General features: G+C 74.6%; 16 protein-coding genes. 5 read left to right on the plus strand and 11 right to left on the minus strand.

Features of this window, described 5'->3' with window-relative positions:
• Nucleotides 1-3 precede the first annotated feature (3 nt).
• Entirely contained in the window at nucleotides 4-1,506 is a 1,503-nt protein-coding gene (locus tag V1J52_RS07085) for an aldehyde dehydrogenase family protein (protein WP_330138865.1), read from the minus strand.
• Nucleotides 1,507-1,707: 201 nt separating this feature from the next.
• On the opposite strand from V1J52_RS07085, the gene V1J52_RS07090 reads away from it, so the two are divergent.
• Nucleotides 1,708-2,442 carry a hypothetical protein gene (locus V1J52_RS07090; RefSeq protein ID WP_330138729.1) on the plus strand — a complete coding sequence of 245 codons (735 nt, stop codon included), beginning with the start codon at nucleotides 1,708-1,710 and terminating at the stop codon, nucleotides 2,440-2,442.
• A gap of 101 nt (nucleotides 2,443-2,543) precedes the next feature.
• Here the strand turns inward: V1J52_RS07090 and V1J52_RS07095 are convergent, their stop codons facing one another.
• The 5 genes from V1J52_RS07095 to V1J52_RS07115 form a co-directional block, all read right to left on the minus strand.
• Nucleotides 2,544-3,533: a malate dehydrogenase gene (locus V1J52_RS07095; protein ID WP_330138730.1), complete on the minus strand. Its 990-nt coding sequence runs from the start codon at nucleotides 3,531-3,533 to the stop codon at nucleotides 2,544-2,546.
• Nucleotides 3,534-3,766: 233 nt separating this feature from the next.
• Complete coding sequence (locus tag V1J52_RS07100; protein ID WP_330138731.1) at nucleotides 3,767-4,891, minus strand: DUF2690 domain-containing protein; 1,125 nt, start codon at nucleotides 4,889-4,891, stop codon at nucleotides 3,767-3,769.
• A gap of 212 nt (nucleotides 4,892-5,103) precedes the next feature.
• A complete protein-coding gene (locus V1J52_RS07105; RefSeq protein ID WP_330138732.1) occupies nucleotides 5,104-6,321 on the minus strand; it encodes an NADP-dependent isocitrate dehydrogenase in 1,218 nt (405 codons plus the stop codon).
• A gap of 188 nt (nucleotides 6,322-6,509) precedes the next feature.
• Nucleotides 6,510-6,938 carry a DUF3017 domain-containing protein gene (locus V1J52_RS07110; protein WP_330138733.1) on the minus strand — a complete coding sequence of 143 codons (429 nt, stop codon included), beginning with the start codon at nucleotides 6,936-6,938 and terminating at the stop codon, nucleotides 6,510-6,512.
• Nucleotides 6,939-6,941: 3 nt separating this feature from the next.
• Nucleotides 6,942-7,796 carry a bifunctional methylenetetrahydrofolate dehydrogenase/methenyltetrahydrofolate cyclohydrolase gene (locus V1J52_RS07115; RefSeq protein ID WP_330138734.1) on the minus strand — a complete coding sequence of 285 codons (855 nt, stop codon included), beginning with the start codon at nucleotides 7,794-7,796 and terminating at the stop codon, nucleotides 6,942-6,944.
• A 318-nt stretch (nucleotides 7,797-8,114) separates the two neighbouring features.
• Between V1J52_RS07115 and V1J52_RS07120 the strand changes: the two genes are divergently transcribed.
• The gene (locus tag V1J52_RS07120; protein WP_330138735.1) at nucleotides 8,115-8,753 is read left to right on the plus strand and encodes a hypothetical protein; all 639 of its coding nucleotides are present in this window, start codon (nucleotides 8,115-8,117) and stop codon (nucleotides 8,751-8,753) included.
• A gap of 23 nt (nucleotides 8,754-8,776) precedes the next feature.
• Nucleotides 8,777-9,388: a hypothetical protein gene (locus V1J52_RS07125; protein WP_330138736.1), complete on the plus strand. Its 612-nt coding sequence runs from the start codon at nucleotides 8,777-8,779 to the stop codon at nucleotides 9,386-9,388.
• Nucleotides 9,389-9,475: 87 nt separating this feature from the next.
• Here V1J52_RS07125 and purH read toward each other — a convergent pair whose 3' ends face one another.
• On the minus strand, nucleotides 9,476-11,083 hold the full coding sequence (gene purH, locus V1J52_RS07130) for a bifunctional phosphoribosylaminoimidazolecarboxamide formyltransferase/IMP cyclohydrolase (protein WP_330138737.1): 1,608 nt from the start codon (nucleotides 11,081-11,083) through the stop codon (nucleotides 9,476-9,478).
• The gene (gene purN, locus V1J52_RS07135; protein ID WP_330138866.1) at nucleotides 11,080-11,700 is read right to left on the minus strand and encodes a phosphoribosylglycinamide formyltransferase; all 621 of its coding nucleotides are present in this window, start codon (nucleotides 11,698-11,700) and stop codon (nucleotides 11,080-11,082) included. Before purN ends, purH begins: the two co-directional genes overlap by 4 nt.
• Before the next feature lie 247 nt (nucleotides 11,701-11,947).
• On the opposite strand from purN, the gene V1J52_RS07140 reads away from it, so the two are divergent.
• Entirely contained in the window at nucleotides 11,948-12,760 is an 813-nt protein-coding gene (locus V1J52_RS07140) for a hypothetical protein (RefSeq protein WP_330138738.1), read from the plus strand.
• Between the two features lie 66 nt (nucleotides 12,761-12,826).
• Here the strand turns inward: V1J52_RS07140 and V1J52_RS07145 are convergent, their stop codons facing one another.
• Nucleotides 12,827-14,458 carry a cell division protein PerM gene (locus V1J52_RS07145; RefSeq protein WP_330138739.1) on the minus strand — a complete coding sequence of 544 codons (1,632 nt, stop codon included), beginning with the start codon at nucleotides 14,456-14,458 and terminating at the stop codon, nucleotides 12,827-12,829.
• A gap of 347 nt (nucleotides 14,459-14,805) precedes the next feature.
• Between V1J52_RS07145 and V1J52_RS07150 the strand changes: the two genes are divergently transcribed.
• Complete coding sequence (locus V1J52_RS07150) at nucleotides 14,806-15,825, plus strand: sigma factor-like helix-turn-helix DNA-binding protein (RefSeq protein WP_330138740.1); 1,020 nt, start codon at nucleotides 14,806-14,808, stop codon at nucleotides 15,823-15,825.
• A 137-nt stretch (nucleotides 15,826-15,962) separates the two neighbouring features.
• Here V1J52_RS07150 and sucD read toward each other — a convergent pair whose 3' ends face one another.
• Both sucD and sucC read right to left on the minus strand, forming a co-directional pair.
• On the minus strand, nucleotides 15,963-16,847 hold the full coding sequence (gene sucD, locus V1J52_RS07155) for a succinate--CoA ligase subunit alpha (protein WP_330138741.1): 885 nt from the start codon (nucleotides 16,845-16,847) through the stop codon (nucleotides 15,963-15,965).
• Nucleotides 16,848-16,887: 40 nt separating this feature from the next.
• A complete protein-coding gene (gene sucC / locus V1J52_RS07160; protein WP_330138742.1) occupies nucleotides 16,888-18,060 on the minus strand; it encodes an ADP-forming succinate--CoA ligase subunit beta in 1,173 nt (390 codons plus the stop codon).
• Between the last annotated feature and the right edge of the window lie 102 nt (nucleotides 18,061-18,162).

The raw sequence follows: 18,162 nt of genomic DNA on the forward strand, positions 1-18,162 counted from the left end.
CGGTCAGCCCGCGAACCAGCGCACGGGTGCGGGACGCAGGTTCTCGTAGATGTGCTTGGTCTCGCGGTACTCGGCCAGTCCCGCGGGGCCCAGCTCGCGCCCGGTGCCGGACTTGCCGTAGCCGCCCCACTCCGCCTGCGGCAGGTAGGGGTGGTAGTCGTTGATCCAGACGGTGCCGTGGCGCAGCCGCGCCGCGACGCGGCGGGCCCGCGCGGTGTCGGCCGAGAAGACGCCCCCGGCCAGCCCGTACTCGGTGTCGTTGGCGAGCGCGACGGCCTCGTCCTCGGTGTGGAAGGTCTCCACGGTGAGGATCGGGCCGAAGGTCTCCTCCCGCACGACGCGCATGTCGCCGTGGCAGTGGTCCAGCACGGTGGGCAGGTAGAAGAAGCCGCCCTCGGGGCGGACGCCGGACGGCTCGGGCCGGGCCCCGCCGCAGCGCAGCGTCGCCCCGTCGGCCAGGGCGGCGGCCACGTGGGCCTCCGTCTTCTCCAGCTGCTCCCGGGAGACGAGCGGCCCGCACTCGACGCCGGGTTCGGTGCCCCGGCCGAGCCGGACGCGGGCGGCGCGCCGGGCGAGTTCGGCGACGAAGCGGTCGCGCACGGACTCCTCGATGACGAGCCGCGCCCCGGCCGAGCACACCTGGCCGCTGTGGATGAACGCGGCGTTGAGCGCCTGGTCCACGGCGGTGTCGAAGCCCGCGTCCGTGGCGCAGGCGTCGGCGAAGACGACGTTCGGGTTCTTGCCGCCCAGTTCCAGGGCGACCTTCTTCACGCCCGGCGCGGCGGCCTGGGCGACCTTGACGCCGCTGGCCAGTCCGCCGGTGAAGGAGACCAGGTCCACGTCCGGGTGCGCGGCGAGCCGGGCGCCCACCGGGTCGCCCGCGCCGGTGACGACGTTGCCCGCTCCGGGCGGCAGTCCGGCCTCCGCCAGCAGCCGCGCCAGGTGGACGGTGGACAGCGGCGTGACCTCGCTCGGCTTCACGACGAAGGTGTTCCCGGCGGCGAGCGCGGGGGCGATCTTCCAGCTGGCCTGGAGCAGCGGGTAGTTCCAGGGCGTGATCATGGCGCAGACGCCGACCGGCTCGTGGACGACGACGCTGTGCACGTCGGGGGTGCCCGCGTCCACGACGCGGCCCCCGGACTCGTTCACCACCAGGTCGGCGAAGTAGCGGAACGCGCTGGTGACGTCGTCCACGTCGGCCCGGCCCTCTTCGAGGGTCTTCCCCGTGTCGCGGGACTCCGTCCGGGCGATCTCCTCCCGGTCGCGCTGGAGCAGGTCGGCGGTGCGGCGCAGCAGCGCGGCCCGCTCGGCGACGGGCGTGCGCGGCCAGGGCCCGGCGTCGAACGCCCGGCGGGCGGCGGCGACGGCCGCGTCCGCGTCCTCGGCGCCGCCTTCGGCGACGACGGCGAGGACGGTGGCGTCGGCGGGGTCCAGGACGTCGCGGGTGGCGCCGCCCAGGGAGCGGCGCCAGGCGCCGTCCACATGGATCGTCGCGAGGCCGGACACGTTGTCTTGCTGCATTTCCTTGCTTTCTGACCGTTTTGCACTAGCCCAGTCACACTGGCACCGGCCAGCCCTGCCCCGTTCCTTCGATCCCATGCCGTGAAGACGGGATAAGTGGAATACCTCACCCCGTCGCCCGGGTGACCCCCGGGCCCGTACGGTGCAGGTGTTGCGGGGGTCACACCGACGGGACGGAGAGCGGCAGTGCGGAAGCGGTACGGAAGGCTGGCGGCGGTGGCGGGCGCGGCGCTGCTCGCGGGAGCGGGACTCACGGCGTGCGGCGGCGGTGGCGGGGACGGGCTCACCGAGCTGTCGGGCAAGGAGGTGGCCGACCGGGCGCAGAAGGCCCTCGGCACGGCGAAGTCCGTGCACTGGACGGCGGACATCGAGGAGCAGACCGGGAAGGTGCGCATCGACCTGGTCATGGACCAGGACGGCAACTGCGCCGGGACCTTCAGCCAGGGCGAGGGCACCGCCGAACTGGTCAAGCGCGGCGACCAGGTGTGGATGAGGATGGACCGCGCGTACTGGGAGAGCCAGGCGGGCGGGGCGGGCACGGAGATCTTCGAGACCGTCGACGGACGCTACCTCAGCGGCCCCGCGAGCCATCCGATCCTCGGCGGCACGGCCTCGGCCTGCGACCTCAAGGCCATGCAGGAGAACACCAGCGCGGAGAACGGCGCCGAGTGGAAGGACCCCGAGGAGGGCGAGGCCGAGGGCCAGGACGTCGTCTCCATCGAGACGGAGGACGCCGGCGCGACGACGACCATGCACGTCGCCGCCACGGGCGAGCCCTACCCGGTGCGCATCGAGCAGCAGGGGGACGGCAGCACCACGACGATGACGTTCACCGAGTACGACGAGCCGGTGCCGCAGGAGACGCCCTCGGCCGAGGAGTCGGTGGACGTGAACGAGATCCAGGAGAAGCTGGGCGGCTGAGGCGCCGGGCACGTGGAAGGGGCACGGCCCGCGCCCCGGAAGGCGCGGGCCGTGCCCCTTCCACGTGCCCTTTCAGCCGCGATCCGGCCGGAGCAGGCCGGTCAGAGCAGGCCGAGACCGCGCACGGCGTCGCGCTCCTCGGCGAGTTCCTGCACGGAGGCGTCGATGCGGGCGCGGGAGAACTCGTTGATCTCCAGGCCCTGCACGATCTCGTAGCTCCCGCCCGAGCAGGTGACCGGGAAGGAGGAGATGAGGCCCTCGGGAACGCCGTAGGAGCCGTCCGAGGGAACGCCCATGGACGTCCAGTCGCCGTCGGGGGTGCCGTTGACCCAGGTGTGCACGTGGTCGATCGCGGCGTTCGCGGCGGAGGCCGCCGAGGAGGCGCCGCGCGCCTCGATGATCGCCGCGCCGCGCTTGGCGACGGTCGGGATGAAGGTGTCGGCGAGCCACTGCTCGTCGTTCACCGTCTCGGCCGCGTTCTTCCCCGCGACCTCCGCGTGGAAGACGTCCGGGTACTGGGTGGCCGAGTGGTTGCCCCAGATCGTGAGCCTGCGGATGTCGGAGACCTGGCTGCCGGTCTTCTTGGCGAGCTGGGTGAGCGCGCGGTTGTGGTCGAGGCGGGTCATCGCGGTGAACCGCTCGGCCGGTACGTCGGGGGCCGCGGCCTGGGCGATGAGCGCGTTGGTGTTGGCCGGGTTGCCGACCACGAGAACCTTGACGTCGTCGGCGGCGTGGTCGTTGATGGCCTTGCCCTGCGGCTTGAAGATGCCGCCGTTGGCCTCCAGCAGGTCGCCGCGCTCCATGCCCTTCGTGCGGGGGCGGGCGCCGACGAGCAGCGCCACGTTGGCCCCGTCGAAGGCGACGTCCGGGTCGTCGCTGATGTCGATGCCCCGCAGCAGCGGGAAGGCGCAGTCGTCCAGCTCCATGGCGGTGCCCTCGGCGGCGCCGAGAGCCGGGGTGATCTCCAGCAGGCGCAGCTTGACGGGGACGTCCGGGCCCAGCAGGTGCCCGGAGGCGATGCGGAAGAGCAGCGCGTAGCCGATCTGTCCGGCGGCGCCGGTGACGGTGACATTGACGGGAGTGCGGGTCATGGGGTCTCCGTTGAACCTGACGATGGCGGCTGGATCTCGGGCTGCCGTAACTCTCTCTACGTCAAGAGATCCGGCGTCAGGCTACCGCGCCGGCCTGCCGCTCCACACGCTGGGCGGCCGCCCTGTGCGGGCGGCCGCCGGTGCGCGGGGTGCGCGACCCGTGGGGGGTGACGGGCGTATTCCCCGTACGGGCGGCGTTATGCCCGCGAGTTCCGGCCAGTTACCGGCGCGTTCTACGGCAGTGTGCAGCCCTGCGGCTCGCCCGCGCGTTCCAGGCAGATCCGCGCGCTGCCGGGCCGTTCGGCGGCGACCATCATGGTGTAGCCCCCGGTGCTGTCCGCCGCGACGTCCTCGGCGGCGGACGCGTTCCCGTCCGCCGTGATGCGGACGGTGTCGCCCGGCTGCGCGCCCGCGACCCGCGCCCAGGCCGCGGCGCACACCTCGCTGTAGCGGACCTCGACGTAGGCGGCGCCGAGCATGGCGTCCTTCACCGTCTCGGCGTGCTGTCCGCTGCACCCCGCCCGCTCGGGGTCCTTGCCCGTGCAGTCCGCGCCGGTGCACGTGACCCCGGCGGGCAGCTTCGGCGCCGCCGTCGCGGTCGGTCCGGACGTGGGCCCGGCGGCGGCCTCCCGGCCCCCGCCGGGCAGGTCGACGAAGAGGTAGGCCGCCGCGAGGACGACGAGCGCGCCGACGCCGCCGGCCGTCAGCATCGCCAGGCGCCGGGCGCGCGAGGGACGGACAGCGGGACGGGGCCCGCCGGCCCGGGGCGCGGGTCGGCGCGGCGCCACAGGACGGGCGGCGGACGCGGGAGCGGTGGGCGCGGCGGCGGGCGGGCGGCGGCGCAGCGTGACGGTGCCGTCGGCGCCGTCCCCGGCCGCGCCGTCCGCGTCCCCGCCCGGAACCCGCCCGGGCCCCGGCGCGGCGGGGCGGACCGGCGCGGGGTGAGGGGCCGGGGGCAGGGCGGCCGCGGTGCCCGCCGCGCCCCGGGGGCGGTTCCGCGCTTGCGTCCGCTTCTCCTTCGCCGCCCGCACCACCTGCCTGGCCTGGGAGTTGCGGATGGCCTCCATCGTCTGGTCGTGCCGTATCCCGGCCCGGCTCCACGCCCGTTCGGCCGACTCCCACAGCGTCGCCAGGTACCGGACGTCGCTCCCGGTGGCCTCCGCGAGCGCGGAGACGGCGCCCTGCGGCGGCAGCAGCTCACCGTCGAGGTAGCGCTCCCAGGACGTCCTGCTGTAACCGGTGCGCTCCGCGAGGGCGGCCAGGCCCGTCCCGCCGCCGTCCACCGCACGGCGCAGCCCGGCCGCGAGCGCGCGCACCTCCGGCTCCAGCTCCTGCGGTAGCGCCTTCCAGCGCGGCATGGCCCTCCCCCGTCCCCGGTCGTGCTGTCGTCTGCTTCCGCTTTCCGCGCGCGGAGTCGCCCGCGCGTTCCCGCGGAGCGGACCCGCGCGCCGCGCCGGACGCCGCCCCAGTGTCCCACCGCCGCGTTCCCCTGCGGGTACGGCGGTGGTCCCGCCCTCCCCGGGGGAGAGCGGGACCACCGGGCGCACTGGCCTGCCGTTTTCCGGACGGGTCAGGCGGACATCTTCTTCCGCAGGTTCTCGTCCAGCGCGGCGAGGAACTCCTCGGTGGACAGCCACGGGGTGTCGTCGCCGACGAGCAGCGCGAGGTCCTTGGTCATCTGGCCGCCCTCGACGGTCTCGATGCAGACCTGCTCCAGCGTCTCGGCGAACTTCGTCACCTCGGGGGTGCCGTCGAGCTTGCCGCGGTGGGCCAGACCACGCGTCCAGGCGAAGATCGACGCGATCGGGTTCGTCGAGGTCGCCTTGCCCTGCTGGTGCTGGCGGTAGTGGCGGGTGACGGTGCCGTGCGCGGCCTCCGCCTCCACCGTCTTGCCGTCGGGGGACATCAGCACGGAGGTCATCAGGCCTAGCGAGCCGAAGCCCTGCGCGACGGTGTCGGACTGCACGTCACCGTCGTAGTTCTTGCAGGCCCAGACGTAGCCGCCCTCCCACTTCATGGCGGCGGCGACCATGTCGTCGATCAGCCGGTGCTCGTAGGTGAGGCCCGCCTTCTCGAACTCGTCCTTGAACTCGGCGTCGAAGACCTCCTGGAACAGGTCCTTGAACCGGCCGTCGTACGCCTTCAGGATCGTGTTCTTCGTCGACATGTACACCGGGTAGTTCCGGGCCAGGCCGTAGCGGAACGACGCGCGGGCGAAGTCGCGGATGGACGCGTCCAGGTTGTACATGGACATCGCCACGCCCGAGCCGGGGAACTCGAAGACCTCCAGCTCGATCGGCTCGGTGCCGTCCTTCGGGGTGAAGGTCATGGTGAGGGTGCCCTCGCCGGGGACCTTCAGGTCGGTGGCGCGGTACTGGTCGCCGAAGGCGTGACGGCCGATGATGATCGGCTTGGTCCAGCCGGGGACGAGCCGCGGCACGTTGCTCATGATGATGGGCTCGCGGAAGACGACGCCGCCCAGGATGTTGCGGATGGTGCCGTTCGGCGAGCGCCACATCTTCTTCAGGCCGAACTCCTCGACCCGCGCCTCGTCCGGGGTGATGGTGGCGCACTTGACGCCGACGCCGTACTGCTTGATCGCGTTGGCCGCGTCCACGGTGACCTGGTCGTCCGTGGCGTCCCGGTGCTCGACGCCGAGGTCGTAGTACTTCAGGTCGACGTCGAGGTACGGCAGGATCAGCTTGTCCTTGATGAACTGCCAGATGATGCGGGTCATCTCGTCGCCGTCGAGTTCGACGACGGGGTTGGCTACCTTGATCTTGGCCATGAGTACGGTACGTCCCTCTCGCGCGCTCCGGTGCTGAGTTATCTCGCCATCAAGATACTCGACCGGGCGCCGCTCCTGGCAACCCGTGCCCCTGGGCACGGCCCTGCCCGCGCGCCGGGCGGCGCCGCGCGCCGCCCAAACGGCGGCCCGCGGCGCGCTCACCCGGCCCCGGGGGCGCGCCGCGCCGGTCAGCGGACGGCGAAGCGGATCACGTCCTCCAGGAACGGCAGCTCCAGCCACGGCTTCGGCTGCGCCATGAGCGCCAGCACGACGACCAGCCCGCCGAGCAGCCCGTAAGTGAGCATGTCCGTGAACCGGGAGCGCACCGCCAGCATCCCCACCGACGTCACCGTCCGCCGCAGCACCGCACCGGCCAGCAGCGAAGCCCCCACGACGAGCAGCCCGATCCGCGCCTCGCCCAGCATGACGAGCAGGCCCGCCACGGTGCCGAGCAGCACCGTGAGCAGCGGCCACTGCCGGGCCGGGGCCGGGGCGTCGCCCGGCGCCGCCCGGCCGCCGCCCTCCGGGCGGGCGGTGTCACGGGTGAACGCCGGGAAACGCCGGGTGCGGCCCTGCTCCGGGGCGCCGCCGCCCCCGGGGGTCGGATCTGCGTCCACGGCTCAGCCCGCGTTCCGCTCGGCGGCGTCCACGACGTTCGCCAGCAGCATCGCCCGCGTCATCGGGCCGACCCCGCCGGGGTTCGGCGCCACCCAGGCCGCCGTCCCGGCCACCCCCGGGTGGACGTCCCCGACGATCTTGCCGCTCTCGTCCCGGCTGACACCCACGTCGAGCACGGCCGCGCCCGCCCGGACGTCCTCCGGCTTGATCAGGTGCGGCACCCCGGCCGCGGCCACCACGATGTCGGCGCGGCGCAGGTGCGCGGCGAGGTCCCGGGTGCCGGTGTGGCACTGGGTGACGGTGGCGTTCTCCGAGCGGCGGCTCAGCAGCAGCGGCAGCGAGCGGCCCACCGTGATGCCCCGGCCGACGACGACCACCTCGGCGCCCGCGATCTCCACGCCGTGCCGGCGCAGCAGCTCGATGATCCCGTTGGGGGTGCAGGGCAGCGGTGCGGGCACGCCGAGCACGAGCCGTCCGAGGTTGGCCGGGTGCAGCCCGTCGGCGTCCTTGTCCGGGTCCATCAGCTCCAGCACCCGGTTGGTGTCGATGCCCGCCGGCAGCGGGAGCTGCACGATGTAGCCGGTGCACTGCGGGTCCTCGTTCAGCTCCCGCACGACGGCCTCGATCTCCTCCTGGGTGGCGCTCGCGGGGAGTTCGCGCTGGAGGGAGGCGATGCCCACCTGGGCACAGTCGCGGTGCTTGCCCGCCACGTACTTGTGACTGGCCGGGTCGTCGCCCACCAGCACGGTGGCGAGTCCGGGCCTGATCCCCCGGGCGGCCAGGGCCTCGACCCGGGCGGTGAGTTCGGACTTGATCGCGGCCGCGGTGGCCTTGCCGTCGAGAATCTGCGCGCTCATGGCCCCATCCTCGCGGATGCGGCGGCCCGCGCTCCAATCCGTCCACCGCCGCACAGCCGCCGCACTGCCGCCGCCCGTCGCCGCAGGCCCCCACGGGACGGTGCGGGCCCGGCATTGTTCCGGGTTCGACACGGTTTCCCGGCCCCGGCTGGACAGCCTTCGCGGCAGGACAAGATGATGAACCACGTGCCGCGGCCGACGGGAGCGGCCACGGGGGTTCGGCACGGGGGGTCTTCTCTTCCCGCCCGGCTTCCGGGGGCGTGCCCGGTTCGAGGCGGGGCGGCACAGCCCGTCCCCACCGCTTTCGAGGAAGTCCGCGTGAGTCACCCGAGCCAGCACCATCCCCACGGCCCGCCGCCGGGGGTGCCCCCGGCGCAGCCGCCGGGCCTCCCGCAGTCCGCGCCGCCGCCGCAGCCCTACGGCTACCCCTACCAGGGCGGGTACCAGGGCGGGCAGCCCGGCTACGGCTACCCCCAGGCCCCCTACCCCGTGCCGGGCCTGCCGCAGATGCCGCAGGGCATGCCGGGCGTGGTGATCACCGCCCGGGTCCTGCTCATCGTCGCCGGTTCGCTGTGGACGCTGCTGGGCCTGTTCGCGCTCATCGGCGGCCTGGTGGCCGAGGGCGCGACCGAGGACGTCCCCGTGGCGGGCGGCTTCGGCGACGTCGTGGCGGGCGCGATGCTCGTCGTCTTCCTCGTGTGCGCCGGCATCGGCGTGCTGCACATCGTGCCGGCGTGCATGTTCGGCAAGGGCCGCACCGGCACCCGCGTCACCGCGATCATCGCGGCGTCGCTCAACACCCTCATCGCCGTGCTGGCGCTGTTCGCGGCGATCGGCAGCGCGGACGAGGGCGGCAACCCGGTCCTGCCCCTGCTGTGGACGGCGACGGCCGTGGTGACGATCGTCTTCTGCTCCCTGCACGCGGCCGGCGAGTGGTTCAACCGCCCGCAGTTCTGACCAGACGAACCCAAGAGGAGACCATGAGCCACCCCAGCCAGGACGACCCGTTCCGCAAGCCCGCGGACGGTCCGCAGAACCCGTACACCGCACCGCCGCCCGGCGGCGCCCCGGGGCCGCCCGCGGGGTACCCGTCCTACCCGCAGCAGCAGGGCGCGTACCCGCAGGCGCCGCCCCCCTACGGCGGCTACGGCGACCCCTACGGCCCGCCCGTCCCGACCACGCTGCCGGGCAAGCTCAACGTCCTGCGCATCCTCATGTTCGTCGCGGGCGGACTCCAGGGGCTGGTGTCCCTGTTCATCCTCATCGCCGCCATCGGCGCCGGCGAGGAGTTCGCCGACGGCTTCGAGGAGGGCATGGGCGGCGGCTTCGACGTCGCCCCGTCGGTGTTCGTCGTGCTCGGCCTGATCTTCCTCGTGCACGCCGTCCTCGGCATCGTGCTCGGGGCGCGGTTCCGCTCCGGAGGGCCGGGCGTGCGCACCGGCTCCATCGTGTGGGCGTCCTTCCTCACCCTGTTCGGCCTCATCGCGCTGCCGATCGGCGTGCTGTGGATGGCGCTCGGCGTCACCGGCATCGTCTTCCTCGCCCAGGGCGAGGCGGGCCGCTGGTTCAAGCGCGCGCAGCCCCACGGGTGAGGCCGCGCGACCGCCACGCCGCCGCCTTACCCGGCCCGCCCGGCGTGCGGGGCCGCGGAGCACCCGTGCTCCGCGGCCCCCGGACCGTCAGTGGAAGAAGTGCCGGGTGCCGGTGAGGTACATCGTGACGCCCGCGGCCCTGGCCGCCTCGATCACCGCGTCGTCCCGCACCGAGCCGCCCGGCTGGACGACCGCGCGCACACCCGCCGCCGTCAGCACCTCCAGGCCGTCGGGGAACGGGAAGAACGCGTCGGAGGCGGCGTAGGAACCGGCCGCGCGCTCCGCCCCGGCCCGCTCGACGGCGAGCCTGGCGGAGTCGACCCGGTTGACCTGGCCCATGCCGACGCCGACCGTGGCACCGTCCTTGGCCAGCAGGATCGCGTTGGACTTCACCGCGCGGCAGGCCCGCCACGCGAACGCCAGGCCGGCCAGTTCCTCCGGCGCCAGGGCTTCTCCGGCGGCCAGCGTCCAGCCCGCGGGGTCGTCACCGGCGGCCTGGAGCCGGTCCTTGGCCTGGAGCAGGGCGCCGCCCTCGATGGGCCGCAGCTCCAGCCCGGCCCGCGGGGCGCCGGGGCAGCGCAGGACCCGGATGTTCTTCTTCCGCGTCAGCACCTCCACGGCGCCCTCCTCGTAGGCGGGGGCGACGACGACCTCGGTGAAGATGTCGGCGACCTGCTCGGCCATCGCCACCGACACCGGGCGGTTCACGGCGATGACGCCGCCGTAGGCGGACAGCGGGTCGCAGGCGTGTGCCTTGCGGTGTGCCTCGGCGACGTCCGCGCCGACCGCGATGCCGCACGGGTTGGCGTGCTTGATGACGGCCACGCACGGCTCGTCGTGGTCGTGCGCGGCGCGGCGGGCGGCCTCGGTGTCGACGTAGTTGTTGTACGACATCTCCTTGCCGTGGAGCTGCTCGGCAGCGGCGAGGCCCGGCTGCCCGTCGGTGTAGAGCGCGGCGGGCTGGTGCGGGTTCTCGCCGTAGCGCAGGACGTGCTGCCGCTCGTAGGCGGCGCCCAGGAAGGCGGGGAAGGCGGACGCGCCCTTCTGGGACGTGCCCTCCCCGGCCGCGTCGCCGTCCGCCGCGTCGTCCGCCGTGTAGTCGCCCGCGAACCAGCCGGCCACCGCGACGTCGTAGGCGGCGGTGTGGGCGAACGCCTCGGCGGCGAGCCGCTTGCGTCCGGCCAGGTCGAAGCCGCCGCCGGTGACGGCGGTGAGGACGTCCCCGTACCGGGCCGGGTTGACCACCACGGCGACGGACGGGTGGTTCTTCGCGGCGGCGCGCACCATGGACGGGCCGCCGATGTCGATCTGCTCGACGCACTGGTCCGGCGAGGCGCCGGAGGCGACGGTCTCCCGGAACGGGTAGAGGTTCACCACCACCAGCTCGAAGGGCTCGACGCCCAGTTCGGCGAGCTGGTGGCGGTGCCCGGGCAGCCGCTGGTCGGCGAGGATGCCCGCGTGGACGCGGGGGTGCAGCGTCTTCACCCGGCCGTCCAGGCACTCGGGGAAGCCGGTCAGCTCCTCGACCTTGGTCACCGGGATCCCGGTCGCGGCGATCTTCGCGGCCGTCGAGCCGGTGGAGACGAGCTGGACACCGGCCGCGTGCAGCCCCTGCGCCAGCTCCTCCAGACCCGTCTTGTCGTAGACGCTGACCAGCGCGCGGCGGATCGGCCGCTTCGTACCTTCGGCGGTCATGCCGGAATCCGTACCTTTCGTCCCTCGATGCTGTAGCCGTCACGGGACAGGCGCCCCACGACGTCGACGAGCAGGCGTCGCTCGACTTCCTTGATCCGCTCGTGCAGGGCGGATTCGTCGTCCTCGTCCCGCACCTCGACCACGCCCTGGGCGATGATCGGGCCGGTGTCGACGCCGTCGTCGACGAAGTGGACGGTGCACCCGGTCACCTTCACGCCGTACGCGAGCGCGTCGCGCACTCCGTGGGCGCCGGGGAAACTGGGGAGCAGGGCCGGGTGGGTGTTGACGAACCGGCCGCCGAACCGGGCGAGGAACTCCTTGCCCACGATGCGCATGAACCCCGCCGAGACGACGAGGTCGGGCTCGTACGCGGCCGTGGCACGGGCCAGCGCCGCGTCCCACTCCGAGCGCGTCGGGTGGTCGGCGACCCGGCAGACGAAGGTGGGAAGCCCGGCCCGCCCGGCCCGTTCCAGGCCCGCGATGCCGTCCCGGTCGGCGCCCACCGCGACGATCCGCGCCCCGTACGCCTCGGGCCCGGAACGCTCCACGGCGTCGAGGAGGGCCTGGAGGTTCGTACCGGAACCGGATACGAGCACGACGAGCCGGGCAGGGGACACAGCAGCAGCCACGACGAGCTCTTTCTCACGGGTCAGGGCGTTGGTGTGATCGGACGAACGACGAAGGCGGGTGGAACCGGGGAACCCTACGAAGCCGCCGACCGTCAGCAACGATACCGGCACACCCGACGGCCCCCCACGGGACGGGTGCCCGGCCAACGGGTAGCGTCGGGCACTACGGTTCCGTGGGCCCGCACCCGAGGGGGCGGCAGCGCCACGGACGGACGAAGGGGAAGACGCACACCACATGACGGACCGACGCCGCGCCTTCGGCCAGTCTGCTCGCTCCGGCCAGTCCGGGCGCGACGGCCAGGACGACAACCCCTTCGCGCCCCCGCCCGAGGGCAGCCCCGACCAGCCCTGGCGGCCCCGCCACGCGCCCGACGGCCGCGGCCCGGACGGCGCGGAGGGCGGCACCGGGGGCTCCGGTGACGCGGGCGGCTCCGGCGGGTCCGGCGGCTCCGGCGAGGGGGACGACCGGGCCCGCGGCACGTGGGGCAGCCAGTGGAGCAGCCGCCAGCCGGGGCGCCAGGGCGGCGGCTTCGGCAGCGGCCAGGACCAGGGGTCCGCGGGCGGTGACGGCGGGCGTCCGGGCGGTGGCCGGGGCGGCATCCGGTGGGACCCGCGCGATCCGGCGCAGCGCCGGGCCCGCTACGCGCTGCTCTCCGGCATGTGGGGCTTCCTCTTCGCCGTCTTCAACATCACGCCGCTCGCCCTGCTGCTGGGCGCCCTGGCCGTGTACTGGGCCATCGACGCGCTGCGCGGCGCGCCCGGGGCCGACCGCCCGGAGGGCGACAAGCGCACCACGGCGGCCGAGCTGACGGGCGCGTCCGGCCCCGCCGCTCCCGGCGCCGGACGCGGTCCGACGACCTCGGCGTCGATCGCCGGGCTGGTCGCCGGTTCCCTGGCCGTGCTCGTCGTGGCGGCGACGTTCACCTTCCAGCTCATCTACAAGGAGTACTACACCTGCGTGGCGGACGCGCCCACCACCGCGACCCGCGACTCCTGCGACCGCCACCTCCCCGAACAGCTCCGCCCCATCCTCGGCGAGCAGGACTAGGCAGGCTCGGGCAGGACCGGGCCCGGCAGGGCAGGACCGAGCGGGACCGGGGCGGCCGTCCGCCGGTCAGCCGGACGGGCGGCGGTGGCGCCCTTGCACGGCGCCGCGGCGGACGGCGCCGAGCGTCCGGCGCGGCCTGCCGGAGCCCGGTCCGCCCCGGCCCCGCCCGGGGGCCCGCTCCTCCGGTTCCGGCTCCGGACCGGTTCGTACGGCGGGCGGCGGACCGCCCGGCGCGGGCCAGGCCGGTTCGAAGTCGGGCACGAGGCCGCCGGACGACTCCTTGATCGCCGTCCAGCGGGCGAGCCGCGCGCCGGTCGCGTACCACTCGTGGTCCGGAATCCACCCGTCCCCCGGACGCCGCACCGCGGGCTGGTGCCGTTCGGGGCGCAGGGTGCGGCACCACACGGTGAACCGGCGCCGGGCCAGGGCGAGCGCGAGCAGCGGGTGCGGATCGCGCAGCCGCCACAGCCGGACGACGAGGGCGGCCGGGAGGGCGGGCAGCGCCGTACCGGCGAGCGCGGCGGCCCCCGTCTGCCACCAGACGGGCCCGAACTGCGCCAGCGCGCCCGTGCCCAGCGGTCCGCCCGCGCAGGCGGCCAGCGCCGCCATGGCCAGACCGCAGCCCGCCGCGCCGAGGAACGCGGTGGCGAGTGTGCCCCGCCACGTCGCCGCGCCGTGCGCGGTGCCGGGCACCGGCACGCCCGAGCGGGCGGTGCACCAGCCCGCGGCCACCCCGGCGGCCAGCGGCACGGCACCGGCCAGCAGGAGGGCGAGCGGGCCGCCGGGCCCCGGGTCCGGGAGGGCCGCCAGCAGCGGGAACGGCGGCAGCTCCCGCGCCACGCCGTCCCCGCCGTCCGCCCCGCCGCCCAGCCCCGCGACGGCGGCGAGCGGGCCGGTCACCCCGTCCGTGCCCAGCGCGAAACCGGGGCCGAGCCCGTACGCCGCCGCCCACACGGCCACGTTGGGGGCCAGGGCCAGGCACAGCAGGGCCACCGCGAGCCGCCCGGACCACGCGTCGGTGAGCTGGGGGAAGGTCTCCCGGACCGCGCCAGCGTGCCAGAGCAGCGCGCCCGCCACGAGCAGCGCCCCGGCGCCGCACAGCGCCGCCGTCGCCACGGCGGCGGACCGCAGCGCGGCACCGGGGCGCGGCGCGTGCGCCGAGCGCGTCCCCGGGCGGCGGGGCGGGAGGAGGGCGGGGCGTCCCCGGGCGACCCAGCTTCCGACGGCCAGGGTGGCGAAGGCGAGGACGGGCAGGTGCAGCGCCGCGCTGAGGGGGTCGACCCGCAGCGGTCCGCCCGTCGCGTACCCCGTCGCCGCCGCGCCGGTCAGGGTGTACCCGGCGCACAGCCAGCCGACGGCCGGCCGGGAAAGGCCGCCCTCGGTCCTGGTCAGCCGGTGCAGGAGGAAGACGGGCACGGCGGTGAGCAGCAGCGGCGTGACGCCGACGGGCGCGGGCACGCCGCCGGGGGTGTCCGTGCGCACCAGGTCGGCGCCGTGCGCGAGGAGCCACAGCCCGGCGGCCGTCCGGAGTGCGCCGCCCGGTCCGCTGTCCGGGTAGGGCGAGGTGATCCACAGCAGGAGGGCGAGCATGGCGATCGCCGCCAGTCCGAGGACGGCGGCGAAGGCCCCTTCGACGAGCCAGGTGGCGACCGGCCTGGGGACCCGTCGGCGCGCGGTGCGATGCCTCAGTCGACTCACGCGGCCATGCTCCCAACAACACCCGTTTTGCCCCGGTAGCGCGCGCCCGCTCGTGGTGTCGCTCAATATACCGATATGCACCTTTTCACATGGGACAGCGGGACGCTGTCCGGCCGCCGCCGCGGTGCGGGGCGGACATGACCGGACAGCGCCCGTCCACGCCTCCGCAGACGGACCGTCAGCGCGGACGGCACGGGAAACGCGCACGCCGCCGGAAGCGGACTCCGCGTCAGGCCGTGGTGGCCGAGGCCGCGTCGGCCACGCAGACCGCGGCGGCGGCACTCGCCGCGGCGGACCCCGGGAGCGCCGCGGAGGGACCGGCTCCCGCCGGCCCGGCGTCAGGCGGGGTGACGGAGGCCGCTGCGCCCGGGGCGGCAAGGACCCCCGCGGCGCCGGACGAGCCCGCCGAGCCCGGGACCGGCTCGGAGCCCGGAACCGGCGCCGGGCAAGCGTCCGGCGCCGGGCCGGGTGACGGGGCGGACGGGGACGCCGGGGCGGGCCGGGGCGGCATCCCCGCGCCGTCCGGCGAACCCCTACCGCAGGCCGCCCCCGCCCCCGCGCTCCGGCCGGACTCCGGCGGCGGGCCTCCGGGCCGGGCCCTGCCCGGCGGGGCGGCGGAGGCGTTCGCGGCGCGGGCGGTGACCCCCGCCGCGGAGGGGACGCCCGAAGCCGCGTTCGACGCCCTGTACGCCGGGCACGCCCGGTCGCTCACCCGGCAGGCGTTCCTGCTCACGGGGCACCGCCGGGTGGCCGGGTGGGCGGTGAACCGGGCCTTCCACGCCGCGTGGGAGCGGTGGCCGGAGGTGGCGCTCGACCGGGACCCGGGAAGCTGGGTGCGGGCCGCCGCCCACGAGTACGCCCTGGCCCCCTGGCACCGGCTGTGGCCGGGCCACCGCGGGCCCGAGGCGTATCCGGGCCTGCCCGAGGACGCCGAAGTGCTCGCCGCCCTGCTCGCGCTGCCGCCCGCCTACCGCCGCACGCTGCTGCTCCACGACGGCCTGGGCGTCAGCGTCGCGCGGACCGCCGCCGAGACGGAGGCCAGCACCCGGGCCGCCGCCGGGCGGGTACGCCGGGCGCGGCGGTGCCTGGCCGAGCGCCTGCCGGAGGTGGCGGCGGCACCACGGGACGAGCGCGGCACCGTCATCGGCGCGCTGCTGCACCGGCTGGCCGTCGCCCAGCCGGTCCGCACGCCGGCGGCCCGGGAGGTGCGGGTGGGCAGCGAGCGGCTCACCCGGGGCTGGACGGGGGCCGCGTACGGGGCGACCGCGCTCCTGGCCGCCGTCACCGCCTTCGCGGTCGCCACCGGCGAGAGCGGTGACCTGCTGCCGACGAACCTGCCCACGGCCGTACGCCAGTTCGCCGAGTGACGCGGCGGCGCGGGCGGCGGACGGCCACGACGGCGCCCGCCGCCCGGGGCGCGGGCGGCCGGGCCCGGGGCACGGTGAGAACGGCCCTGGCCCGCTCCCCGAGGAGGGAACGGGCCAGGGCCGGGGCGTGGACGAGGTCAGCCGCCGAGGATCTCGCGGGCGAGCCGCGCGGTCTCCGACGGGGTCTTGCCGACCTTCACACCGGCGGCCTCCAGGGCCTCCTTCTTCGCCTGGGCCGTACCGGAGGAGCCGGAGACGATGGCGCCGGCGTGGCCCATCGTCTTGCCCTCGGGCGCGGTGAAGCCCGCGACGTAGCCGACGACCGGCTTGGTGACGTTCGCCTTGACGAAGTCGGCCGCGCGCTCCTCGGCGTCGCCGCCGATCTCGCCGATCATGACGATGAGGTCCGTCTCGGGGTCGGCCTCGAACGCCTTGAGCGCGTCGATGTGGGTGGTGCCGATGATCGGGTCACCGCCGATGCCGACGCAGGTCGAGAAGCCGATGTCCCGCAGCTCGTACATCATCTGGTACGTCAGCGTGCCGGACTTCGACACCAGGCCGATGCGGCCCGGCTTGGTGATGTCGGCCGGGATGATGCCCGCGTTGGACTGGCCCGGGGTGATGAGACCGGGGCAGTTCGGGCCGATGATGCGGGTCTTGTTGCCCTTCTTGCCGGCGTGGGCCCAGAAGGCGGCGGTGTCGTGCACCGCGATGCCCTCGGTGATCACCACGGCGAGCGGGATCTCGGCGTCGATCGCCTCGATGACCGCGTCCTTGGTGAACTTCTCCGGCACGAAGATGACGGTGACGTCGGCGCCGGTGGCCTCGACGGCCTCCTTGACGGAGCCGTAGACGGGGACCTCGGTCCCGTCGAAGTCCACGGTGGTGCCCGCCTTGCGCGGGTTGACACCGCCGACGATGTTGGTGCCGGAGGCCAGCATGCGCTTGGTGTGCTTCTGGCCCTCGGAGCCGGTCATCCCCTGGACGATGACCTTGCTTTCCTTGGTGAGGAAGATAGCCATGGTTCGGTTGTCCTCGTGTCCTTAGAGTCCTGGGGCCCGGTTACTTCGCGGCCAGCTCGGCGGCGCGGTCGGCGGCACCGTCCATGGTGTCGACCTGCTCGACGAGCGGGTGGTTGGCGTCCGTGAGGATCTTGCGGCCCAGCTCGGCGTTGTTGCCGTCCAGACGCACGACCAGCGGCTTGCTGACGTCCTCGCCCTTGGACTTGAGCAGCTCCAGGGCCTGCACGATGCCGTTGGCGACGGCGTCGCAGGCGGTGATGCCGCCGAAGACGTTGACGAACACGGAACGGACGTCCGGGTCGCCGAGGATGATCTCCAGGCCGTTCGCCATGACCTCGGCGGAGGCGCCGCCGCCGATGTCGAGGAAGTTGGCGGGCTTGACGCCGGAGTGCTTCTCACCGGCGTAGGCGACGACGTCCAGGGTGCTCATGACGAGCCCGGCGCCGTTGCCGATGATGCCGACCTGGCCTTCGAGCTTCACGTAGTTCAGGCCCTTGGCCTTGGCGGCGGCTTCGAGCGGGTCAGCCGCTGCCTTGTCCTCCAGGGCGGCGTGCTCCGGCTGGCGGAACTCGGCGTTGGCGTCCAGCGACACCTTGCCGTCCAGGGCGATGATGGTGCCGTCGCCCGTCTTGACCAGCGGGTTGACCTCGACCAGGAGGGCGTCCTCCTTGATGAAGACGTCCCACAGCTTCTGGAGGGCCGCGGCGATCTGGTCGATGGTCTCGGCCGGGAACCTGGCGGCCTCGGCGATCTCGCGGGCCTTGGCCTCGGTGACGCCGTCGATCGCGTCGACCGGGATCCTCGCCAGCGCCTCGGGCTTGGTGGCGGCGACCTCCTCGATGTCCACGCCGCCCTCGACGGAGGCCATGGCGAGGAAGGTGCGGTTGGTGCGGTCCAGCAGGAAGGAGACGTAGTACTCCTCCGCGATGTCCGCCGTCTGGGCCAGCATGACCTTGTGGACCGTGTGGCCCTTGATGTCCATGCCGAGGATCTGGCCGGCCTTCTCCACCGCGTCCGACGGGTCGGAGGCGAGCTTCACACCGCCGGCCTTGCCGCGGCCACCGGTCTTCACCTGCGCCTTGACGACCGCGCGACCGCCCAGCCGCTCGGTCACCTCGCGCGCCGCCTCGGGTGTGTCGATGACTTCACCGGCCAGCACCGGTACGTCATGCTTGGCGAAGAGGTCCCTCGCCTGGTACTCGAACAGGTCCACGCGCGTCCGTCCCTTAATCAGTTATCGCGGTTCGTTGTCAGCGTGGGCGTGCCGCGTGGCCGCGTGGGGCGGTACGCGGCATGTCCGCCTTGCAGGGTAGCC

The organism is Streptomyces solitudinis (assembly GCF_036323765.1).
Classification (GTDB): Bacteria; Actinomycetota; Actinomycetes; order Streptomycetales; family Streptomycetaceae; genus Streptomyces.

Bases quoted from the DNA above. Each gene is read 5' to 3' on its own strand.
- V1J52_RS07105 (WP_330138732.1), bottom strand. From the start codon at position 6,321: ATGGCCAAGATCAAGGTAGCCAACCCCGTCGTCGAACTCGACGGCGAC.
- purH (WP_330138737.1), bottom strand. From the start codon at position 11,083: ATGACCGCCGAAGGTACGAAGCGGCCGATCCGCCGCGCGCTGGTCAGC.
- V1J52_RS07100 (WP_330138731.1), bottom strand. From the start codon at position 4,891: ATGCCGCGCTGGAAGGCGCTACCGCAGGAGCTGGAGCCGGAGGTGCGC.
- V1J52_RS07115 (WP_330138734.1), bottom strand. From the start codon at position 7,796: ATGAGCGCGCAGATTCTCGACGGCAAGGCCACCGCGGCCGCGATCAAG.
- V1J52_RS07140 (WP_330138738.1), top strand. From the start codon at position 11,948: ATGACGGACCGACGCCGCGCCTTCGGCCAGTCTGCTCGCTCCGGCCAG.
- V1J52_RS07125 (WP_330138736.1), top strand. From the start codon at position 8,777: ATGAGCCACCCCAGCCAGGACGACCCGTTCCGCAAGCCCGCGGACGGT.
- sucD (WP_330138741.1), bottom strand. From the start codon at position 16,847: ATGGCTATCTTCCTCACCAAGGAAAGCAAGGTCATCGTCCAGGGGATG.
- V1J52_RS07095 (WP_330138730.1), bottom strand. From the start codon at position 3,533: ATGACCCGCACTCCCGTCAATGTCACCGTCACCGGCGCCGCCGGACAG.